Source organism: Escherichia sp. MOD1-EC5950, assembly GCF_002965345.1.
In the GTDB taxonomy this organism is placed as follows: domain Bacteria; phylum Pseudomonadota; class Gammaproteobacteria; order Enterobacterales; family Enterobacteriaceae; genus Escherichia; species Escherichia marmotae.
The window spans coordinates 20,729-28,767 of the sequence record NZ_PTSR01000036.1 but is presented as its reverse complement, the minus strand read 5'-3'; the positions used below and the strand labels follow the sequence as shown (position 1 = coordinate 28,767).

Below are 8,039 nucleotides of genomic sequence, written 5' to 3'. Positions count from 1 at the left end.
TTCGCAACCAGCGCCTTCAGCCGGTTGATTTCGGAAGCATAAGCCGCCACCCGCTGTGAGAGCAGGCGGTTGTATTCAGCCATCTGGCGGATGGTGTCCTGTTGCGTCTGCAACAGTGCCCGCAGGCGGGCGTTCTCATGAGCAAGTGAGGTGTCCATATCCTCACTTTACAACGGGTTATATGCGGATTCCAGCGCGTTCCGTTCGTTTCGGGTGCTTCCAGTTGATACCTTCAAGAAGCATGGATAACTGGGCCGGAGTAAGGTGCACCTTGCCGTCACGGGTGACCGGCCAGACGAAGCGGCCCCGCTCCAGGCGTTTGGTGAAGAGGCACAGTCCGTCACTGTCAGCCCACAGCACTTTTATCTGGTCACCCCGGCGTCCGCGGAAGATGAACAGATGCCCGGAGAACGGGTCATCCTTCAGGACGTTCTGAACTTTTGAGGCCAGGCCGTTAAAGCCATTTCGCATATCGGTGATACCGGCAACCAGCCAGATACGCGAACCGGCAGGGAGAGATATCATCAGTGGCTGCTCCCTTTTATTTCGCGGATAAGTGTCTGTAATAACGCCGGCGTCAGTTTGCCTTTAAGCCTGAGAGTTCCGGCCGGCAGAACCAGCTCACAGCACAGACTGTCGGACGGTGTATTTATCTGCTCTGGTTCCTGTGCGGGGGCCGGGATTTTATTATCCGGCTCCGGCGTTAACGTCACGGGAAGCAGTGCCGGCATATTTTTTCCGGAAGGCAGCATGCCACCTTTCCGGTATTGATGGCGCCAGTTGAAGAGCAGGTTATCGTTGATTCCGTTTTCCCGGGCGATCTGCGCCACACAGGCTCCGGGCTGCAGTGACTGCTCCACTAAGGCGATTTTAAACTCATAAGGGAAGTTGGGCCGCCGGGGACGTTTTTTTACCACGGGGGCTTCGGATATAACGGTGCTTTCAGGACGTACGACTGGTACCGTGGAAAATTGTCCGTAAAGGCAGGCATCAAGTTCCTGCTCCGACATGCCTGCGGGCAAAGGCCACGAAAGGCCAGCTCTCCGAAAGCGCACGAACATACTACAAACTGTTGATTTTGGTACACCCAGGCGACGCCCGGCCACAACCCGGGGTAAATGTTCTTCAAAGTGAAGACGTAAAGCTTCAGTGATCCAGGTCCGGTGTTTCATACGATAGTGTCCATTAAAAATGATGGACATTATTTTTGTAGAGCCGGAGGAAACAGACCAGACGGTTTAAATGAGCCGATTACTTCTTTTCGCCAGTCCTGTAATTTCATGCTTAGATGTCCGTCTGTGTCAGATGGGCGTCTAAGTTACCAATTCTTGTCTAATGGCTACATACGGCGGTCGGTTTACGCTTACAAATGTACTTTAAATTCCTAAATACATATATCTGACGCCCTCAGCGAACCGTCCATGCCGGACTGAAGTCGTCTTCCTGAAACAATTCCGTCAGTCCGCTAATCTGTTTCAGTCTCAGCACTTCATCCTGGTCCATACCCAGCTCTGTACCAATATGTTCATCCGTCCAGCCCAACCGCGACAGATCCCTGACAATATCAGACATTGAGGTTATCTGGTGTTTCCCCCTGGCCCGGTTATGTCGAATGGTCGCAGCAATACGTGAGGCCTGTCCCTTTCTTTCCGGATTAATACAAGTCACTGGCAACCAGCCCTTCAGACGTTTTCCCGTACCTGCTTCCCTGCCCAGTAATTGACGATGAAAACCATCCACGACCAGATAATGCTCCTTCTCTTCCGAGACAACCACAGGCTGCGTGAACCCATCCTGCTCCAGTGAATGTTTCAGCAGTTTCTTCTCACCCGGTGCCATGACATTGGGGTTATAATCGTTGGCCACCACCTCATCTGCTTTCACCCACAGCACACAATCCACAGGCTCCTGTGCAAAAGGACTGACCTCATGAAGCACCCTGCGCAGATGATTCAGAGCCTGTATGGTCTCTTCTTCAGTTCGTACCTGACTGAAATACTGACGAATCATGTTACTCAGTATCTCCGCTGTCACAGAATCCCCCATTCCTTCCTCCTTTCCTTCATACGCTGCAGATAACGCTCATAGTGCCGGGGTTTGTTCGGACTGAAGGAGAGGGTCCGGCACCAGAAATCATTCTTTATGAGTGTTTTGCAGATACGTCGCCAGGACGGAATATCCCGGCTCCCCAAGTCATTCTCCTGTTCATCAGGAATGTCATCCGGAAAGCCCCGGGTCTGATACCAGCGCAGGTAGACAGCAATTTTGTTACGGTAATGTTCTGCCGTTCTTTCCGGCATCGCATCCAGCAGGAACATCGCATAGCTACGCCAGGTATGATGAGGCGGTTTTGATATACGTTTACGCAGAGCAAAATAGGCACCGCTTTCATTGGCATAAAGCGCCCCGCTGGCAGCACCTGACACCCGTTCACACATCCTGGCCCAGGTTTCCGGCTCCAGAACATGGTAAAGCCACAGTCCCTTACGTTGTTCAGGACCAAAAGGTTCACAGACACGCATGTTGCGTAACGGCACGCCGGCACGGTACATCAGGTCATACAGGGGATTGTAGATGGCACAGGTTCTGGCGTTATATATCCAGATATCGCGGGCTTTCCAGTCATATAACGGATACATGGTGTAGTAAAACCCTTCAGGCGATGCCGTGGTCCATGGTTTATCATCGGCATATCTCAGTTTGCGCTGAGACACCAGTCCCATAAAGCGATTGAGCGACTCATCCGCCCGGACACCAGTCAGCACTGCCACTCCACACCGGTTACCGGCAAACCAGGAAGAAAATGCCGGAACAAATTCTTCAAACGTCATGGCATACCGATAAAAGGGAAAATACGCCATATCCGTAATGGCCTCTTCCGGTGGCTGGCGAACCCAGGTCACCCCAGACTCCCAGCATATCCACTCCGGTTGAAACTGAGAGACACCATTTACCGTGGTCAGGGGAAGCGCCACCCAGTAAAAGGTGTCCGTCACATCCCGATACATTTCCCGCATTTTCTGAATGTGTTCAATGGTGCACTGATACTGAGCCTCCCAGTCAATGAACAATACAGAGAAATGACGTTTTCTCCTGCGAGCTACCTCTGCTGCAAGGTGGAAAAGCACTGTCGAATCCTTACCACCGGAAAAAGACAGGCATACAGACGGAAATGTTTCAAAAATCCACTCCATACGAGTTGTTGCTACACGCAGAACATTTTCTCCGATAAGAATTTTTTCAGTTAAAAGCATATCACTCATTTTTCTGATTTTATGCTAAATATTTAACGTTAAGTTTCGTAAATCTCCCCTGGTGTATCGTCAGCCCACAATGAGTTATATTCATACTATTTTTCCAGAATAATATGGACTACCCGCTGACGAGTTTCAGGAAAAATATATTTTTGACCATACTAATTGCATCAATAAATGTTTGTGGATTCTGTTTATTAAAGCAGTAGTTCAAGTTGCTATACACTGATTTTAATTCAACATTTTCTTGACAAACTCATTTGATATGATTTAATCATCAAACCATATCCAAAATCAGCACAATACCATTTATGAATTATAAAACCATTTTATTTGCCACTCTTTTGATAACGGGTTGTAACAATAATATTTCGACACATACACCTTCTGTCAGAAACACAATTACATCTATTCCAAATAAAAAGGCAGAACAACACTCCAACCTTTATAAAGAGGCACATTCATTCTTTGAAAAACATCCTGATTACAAACAAGATCATCTGAAAGAAAAAATCCTGTTTGCTGAATTCAACGAATTACTTAAACAAGAAAAATATTTTAATCTTTCTTTATCCGAGTTACTAGAAATAGCACACAACAATATACAGAAATAAAGTAAGGAACCATCTCCTCAGGAGATGGTTTCGGAATATCAAGACAGAAGCATCATACCATATTATTCATTGACACATTTGCAACAAAAGTATTCCATTTATTCACGATGTAGTTCACATATAAGATATTCCTGTTTATTCACAAAACTTTCCAAATGCGCAATGATAGCATGAGCATTCGACAGGTCAGCAACAGTGTCCACAAGGAAAATGGCATTATCATTCTCCGAATATACCAGGTTACCAGCATTTTCCATTGCCATCTCATGATTAAACACCATGATCTTTTTCCAGAAAGAGTTGTCCGGTTCAGAAGGTAATGCATCCAGTAATAAACCTGTCAGCAACCATGTATCATTCTTCCATACCTGAAATGAAACAAACAAATTCTCATCAAACTGTAAGGCACACTGTCCCTCTTCGTCAAAATCTAACGGTAATCCAAGGATTTCACCAATTTCCGAAATAATTCGCTCATGCTGATACATTATAACAACTTTTACTTATTCACAATTACAATAAAAATACGTCACGGTGGTATTTACTCCATGACAACGGATTCAGAAATAATGTTTTTTATTCCCGGAAAGTTTTTCAACTATACGCGTTATGCATTTCCTTTAACGCCGAATCGCTCTAAATTCATTCACCACCCTCCCCCAGCGTCTAGCGGTTTCAGTCGTAACATTTGTCTGTCCTCTCTCTCCTGTATTATTAGGCTTGATTGTTTCCGACAAAGTTGAACTTACTTTATTATTCTGCCCGTTCTTTATATTCTGAAACAGCAGCTCAAGATCACCAGCGACTCGCCTTATCACTTCAGCAGCCTTCTCTAAATCATCCTGTGAGGCGTTTTGTATCCACTGTACAGAGCTTCCTTCAGTGGTTGTGTATGTCCCAAACTGAGAAAAAGGAATATTTCCAACCCGTATATCCAGAAGTGTCTCAACAGCTTTAGTAATATCAGCATTACCAGAAAACTGAGCGACACCATGTGCGGCCGTCATCAATGAGCGTAGACAGCCATTACCTGTAGCCAGGGTTTCAATGTTTTTTAATTCACTGCCTGTTATCATTTTTACCTTCTGAGCAAACAGACCCAGCTGATTCAGGCTAGTATCATAAGCGATTTTGGTAAATTCGCTCGCCTTATCAGACAATGACAGTTTTTGCTCTTTTTTATCGCCCCCTGCCTTCACTTTTTCGGCGTTATGGATGATTTGTCTAACCATTCGCCGGGTAAGTGGTTTGCCGGCTATGTCCTGCATGGCCTGCTGTGAAAAAGAATCACCATATACCTGCTTTAAACTCTCCTTAAACGTTCTCCTGGTGTAGTAGTCCTCTCTTGCAGCAGCATTCCTGCGTTCCTGTACACTTTCCGTATTTCGGAGTAAAGGCAGCTTTCCAAGACGGGTGAGTATACGCGAGCCCAATTTTTCACTTACCACCGTTTGGGGTCCTGAGTCTGAAGCTTTAATATAAAGCCGGGCATGACCAGAACCACGGACACCAGAAAACTCAGACAAGGGAATAGAGTTCATATTTCCTCCAGATAAGTATTAAACCATCTTTTATATGCTTGTGGAATTATCTGTATATATTGTTATTTAACTGTATCATGGTGTTCTGTTTTATTAATTAAATTCTGACAATATTCTATAAATAATATCAGCGTATCTCGGGAAAGACGATGACAGTCCTGACTAAACCCTGGTATATTTTTCATCAGTATTCGTCGGGTACCCGCTTCCGTAAATTCAATAGGGGAAAATTCAGCAATATTCTCCCCACAACGAAATATAATATTTGAACCCGTATGATATCTGATATCAATCCCCGCCCCCCTGTCTCCGATTATCCTGGATATCACCTCGGAATATCCTGTTTTCATAGCTTCTGGAAAAATAATACTGACCGTAACGTCAGAATTGATGTCCCTGCTCATCCACTCATCAAACACCAGTAAAAGTGTTTCAGGATGGTTTACTGACGTTGCCAGCATTTCCCTGACCTGTTTTTCAAGACACTGCTGCCAGTATTCCAGAGTAAGATTGCTGTCTGACAGATAAGTGACCACCTGTTTCAGGGCATATAAAATCCCCTGTTGAAACCCATCTCTGTGGGCCTGCTCATGTAAGACTTGCGCTTCTTTTTGCGCATCTTTTATCAGTTGTTTTGCCCGCTTACGGGCCTGTTGTTCCAGCCGTCCTAGAGAAAGTTTTTTCTCCAGGGTGTTACGCTTAATCAGTACACCACCGAGTAGAGGCTGCTGAGAAGTGTTTATCGGGATATTTCTGGGCATGTTGTAAGGTCAATAGCAACATTAACGGATCCACTGGCGGGGATGACAACGCACATTCAGCCTGTGGCGGAAAAAGTAATGAAACACGCTGTGTCAGAAATTGCGGAAGATGGCGGATACTGCCTTGTAACAGGCTGTATCCGGTGCAAAGTACCCCAGCCGACTCTGCCAGCAGTATTCCGGAAGGTATCGTAACAGGTAAACTGGCCTGTAAAAAAAAGCGAGCCCATTCCGGTAGCCTGAGAAGCTTTCCTTGCCAGGCCAGCTCTCCTCGCCGGGCACTGCAACCAAGCAGAAAAGCCACCTGAACCAGCAAATCCCACTGGCACAATAAATGTTGTACCAGTGGTTCCCGAAGTACGTAGCGGCTTTCAGTGGAACAGATATCCAGTCGTCCTGCTCTGATCAACAACTCATTAACCGCAGCCCGCTGAGCGGGCTGCGCAATCAGTTCCGGCACGATCCTAATACGTTCTGGATGAATATACGAAAGGGGATCATATATCACCCGTTGCAGTTGTGCTGACAGCAAAGAGCTAATCATGACGTCCCCCTTTTCTCCAGAATGACTTCCTGCTCAGCAGTCCTCTTCCCTGGCAGCAGAACAACCACACAACCATACCAATGGTCACTACTGAAGCCACCACCACCGCCAACACTCCAGCACTGATATCTTGCCTGCTGGAGCGAGAGGCAGACACTCTGAATTCATCCTCTCTGCGCTCCGACAAAACGACGGAAATATTATCGTATTCCACATTCGCAAAACTATTCTTAAGGAACCTCTTGATATCGCTTATCTGAAGCCCAAGTGGCGTACCACGTTCATAAACAGCCAGTGCAGATAAGTGAACCGGTACGGAAGGACGTCCGCTCTCTCCGGCATCAATATCATAACTGATATGAACACGAGCAGAAATGATGCCCGGAAGGGTCTGCAACGATTGCTCCAGGCGCTGTTCAATAGCGGAATAGAGCCTGGCCTTCTCTGCCCGAGGAGAGGAAACCAGCGCGTCTGCAGGAAACATTTGCGCAATTTCAACTCTCGGACGAGGCGGTAATTCATAGACCTTAACCCAGTATACTGCCGCAGTAAAATCAGGTTCTGCAACCGTAACAGAAAATCCCTTTTTTCCGTTATCAATTTTATCTGCTCTGATATTATGCTGCTGTAACAGGGAAATAACCTCATTCGCCTGGTACTGATCCAGTTCCTGGAGCAGATTTTTTTCCTTACAGCCACTCAGACATGTCAGCACCAGTAAAAAAAATAAATACCGCAGGATCATGAGCGCAATAAGGTTTCCACTGTTCCTGTACATTTTCGTGTTAATGTGCTGATAAGGGATACTTCCAGATTATAATTTGCGGTCCGGACCTGCAGAGCATACAACTCGGCAGGATCTGTTACTCCGCCAGGCTGTTCTATCTTCTGCAAAACCGCCATTTTTTCTGTCTCTGCATGAGCAGTTGCACCTGCAAACGCCTGTATCAACCTGTCATCCAGAGAGATAACACCGGTTCCGTTACTCTCCGAATCCCACAAATCGGGCATTGTTTTCGGAACAAAAATTGCGTTAATCATCTGATTTATCACTCCTGTTAGCGGAAGTTCTGAATAATTGCTGCACCGATATCTTTAAAGACTTTTACCGTATTTGACTGCGCATTTCTGTATAAATTATATTCTGAAAGTTTACTCTGATACGCTGCCAGCAATGCCGGATCTGAGGGGCTTTTTGATAACTTGTCCAATGATTCCGTTACCTGTGACTGCAAATCACTGACACCAGTATCAAATGTGTTTGATACCCCATCAAGATATCCTGACCATGAAATATTCTGCATTTTTATCTCCTTCTTTTATAA

Annotated in this window: 12 protein-coding genes; 1 reads left to right on the top strand and 11 read right to left on the bottom strand. The window is 45.9% G+C overall.

What is annotated here, in order from left to right:
• Positions 1-177: 177 nt before the first annotated feature.
• The 4 genes from tnpB to BEA93_RS21640 form a co-directional block, all read right to left on the bottom strand.
• Positions 178-525, bottom strand: coding sequence for an IS66 family insertion sequence element accessory protein TnpB (gene tnpB / locus BEA93_RS21660; protein ID WP_000624622.1), 348 nt, complete (start codon positions 523-525; stop codon positions 178-180).
• Positions 525-1,202 carry an IS66-like element accessory protein TnpA gene (gene tnpA / locus BEA93_RS21655; RefSeq protein ID WP_105267662.1) on the bottom strand — a complete coding sequence of 226 codons (678 nt, stop codon included), beginning with the start codon at positions 1,200-1,202 and terminating at the stop codon, positions 525-527. Before tnpA ends, tnpB begins: the two co-directional genes overlap by 1 nt.
• 205 nt (positions 1,203-1,407) lie before the next feature.
• Positions 1,408-2,046 (bottom strand): IbrB-like domain-containing protein, encoded by a 639-nt coding sequence (locus BEA93_RS21645; RefSeq protein ID WP_000502833.1) that lies wholly within the window; start codon positions 2,044-2,046, stop codon positions 1,408-1,410.
• Positions 2,031-3,263, bottom strand: a complete 1,233-nt coding sequence (locus BEA93_RS21640) for a phosphoadenosine phosphosulfate reductase (RefSeq protein ID WP_105225046.1) — start codon at positions 3,261-3,263, stop codon at positions 2,031-2,033. Before BEA93_RS21640 ends, BEA93_RS21645 begins: the two co-directional genes overlap by 16 nt.
• A 302-nt stretch (positions 3,264-3,565) precedes the next feature.
• Here BEA93_RS21640 and BEA93_RS21635 point away from each other — a divergent pair, with 302 nt between their 5' ends.
• The gene (locus tag BEA93_RS21635) at positions 3,566-3,868 is read left to right on the top strand and encodes a hypothetical protein (RefSeq protein WP_001108156.1); all 303 of its coding nucleotides are present in this window, start codon (positions 3,566-3,568) and stop codon (positions 3,866-3,868) included.
• A gap of 98 nt (positions 3,869-3,966) precedes the next feature.
• Here BEA93_RS21635 and sicP read toward each other — a convergent pair whose 3' ends face one another.
• The 7 genes from sicP to BEA93_RS21600 form a co-directional block, all read right to left on the bottom strand.
• Positions 3,967-4,356 (bottom strand): chaperone SicP, encoded by a 390-nt coding sequence (gene sicP, locus BEA93_RS21630; protein WP_000284258.1) that lies wholly within the window; start codon positions 4,354-4,356, stop codon positions 3,967-3,969.
• 132 nt (positions 4,357-4,488) lie between these two features.
• Positions 4,489-5,409: a type III secretion system effector BopA family protein gene (locus BEA93_RS21625; protein WP_097736420.1), complete on the bottom strand. Its 921-nt coding sequence runs from the start codon at positions 5,407-5,409 to the stop codon at positions 4,489-4,491.
• A 62-nt stretch (positions 5,410-5,471) separates the two neighbouring features.
• The gene (locus BEA93_RS21620) at positions 5,472-6,170 is read right to left on the bottom strand and encodes a hypothetical protein (RefSeq protein WP_097736421.1); all 699 of its coding nucleotides are present in this window, start codon (positions 6,168-6,170) and stop codon (positions 5,472-5,474) included.
• Complete coding sequence (locus BEA93_RS21615) at positions 6,109-6,714, bottom strand: type III secretion apparatus protein OrgA/MxiK (protein ID WP_072130769.1); 606 nt, start codon at positions 6,712-6,714, stop codon at positions 6,109-6,111. Before BEA93_RS21615 ends, BEA93_RS21620 begins: the two co-directional genes overlap by 62 nt.
• Positions 6,707-7,459, bottom strand: a complete 753-nt coding sequence (locus BEA93_RS21610) for an EscJ/YscJ/HrcJ family type III secretion inner membrane ring protein (RefSeq protein ID WP_000603487.1) — start codon at positions 7,457-7,459, stop codon at positions 6,707-6,709. The genes BEA93_RS21615 and BEA93_RS21610 overlap by 8 nt, the downstream gene beginning before the upstream one ends.
• Positions 7,456-7,755, bottom strand: a complete 300-nt coding sequence (gene sctI / locus BEA93_RS21605) for a type III secretion system inner rod subunit SctI (RefSeq protein ID WP_105225047.1) — start codon at positions 7,753-7,755, stop codon at positions 7,456-7,458. Before sctI ends, BEA93_RS21610 begins: the two co-directional genes overlap by 4 nt.
• Positions 7,756-7,772: 17 nt before the next feature.
• A complete protein-coding gene (locus BEA93_RS21600) occupies positions 7,773-8,018 on the bottom strand; it encodes a type III secretion system needle complex protein (RefSeq protein ID WP_001179682.1) in 246 nt (81 codons plus the stop codon).
• Between the last annotated feature and the right edge of the window lie 21 nt (positions 8,019-8,039).

Bases quoted from the DNA above. Each gene is read 5' to 3' on its own strand.
- tnpB (WP_000624622.1), bottom strand. From the start codon at position 525: ATGATATCTCTCCCTGCCGGTTCGCGTATCTGGCTGGTTGCCGGTATC.
- tnpA (WP_105267662.1), bottom strand. From the start codon at position 1,202: ATGTCCATCATTTTTAATGGACACTATCGTATGAAACACCGGACCTGG.
- BEA93_RS21645 (WP_000502833.1), bottom strand. From the start codon at position 2,046: ATGGGGGATTCTGTGACAGCGGAGATACTGAGTAACATGATTCGTCAG.
- BEA93_RS21640 (WP_105225046.1), bottom strand. From the start codon at position 3,263: ATGAGTGATATGCTTTTAACTGAAAAAATTCTTATCGGAGAAAATGTT.
- BEA93_RS21635 (WP_001108156.1), top strand. From the start codon at position 3,566: ATGAATTATAAAACCATTTTATTTGCCACTCTTTTGATAACGGGTTGT.
- sicP (WP_000284258.1), bottom strand. From the start codon at position 4,356: ATGTATCAGCATGAGCGAATTATTTCGGAAATTGGTGAAATCCTTGGA.
- BEA93_RS21625 (WP_097736420.1), bottom strand. From the start codon at position 5,409: ATGAACTCTATTCCCTTGTCTGAGTTTTCTGGTGTCCGTGGTTCTGGT.
- BEA93_RS21620 (WP_097736421.1), bottom strand. From the start codon at position 6,170: ATGCCCAGAAATATCCCGATAAACACTTCTCAGCAGCCTCTACTCGGT.
- BEA93_RS21615 (WP_072130769.1), bottom strand. From the start codon at position 6,714: ATGATTAGCTCTTTGCTGTCAGCACAACTGCAACGGGTGATATATGAT.
- BEA93_RS21610 (WP_000603487.1), bottom strand. From the start codon at position 7,459: ATGATCCTGCGGTATTTATTTTTTTTACTGGTGCTGACATGTCTGAGT.
- sctI (WP_105225047.1), bottom strand. From the start codon at position 7,755: ATGATTAACGCAATTTTTGTTCCGAAAACAATGCCCGATTTGTGGGAT.
- BEA93_RS21600 (WP_001179682.1), bottom strand. From the start codon at position 8,018: ATGCAGAATATTTCATGGTCAGGATATCTTGATGGGGTATCAAACACA.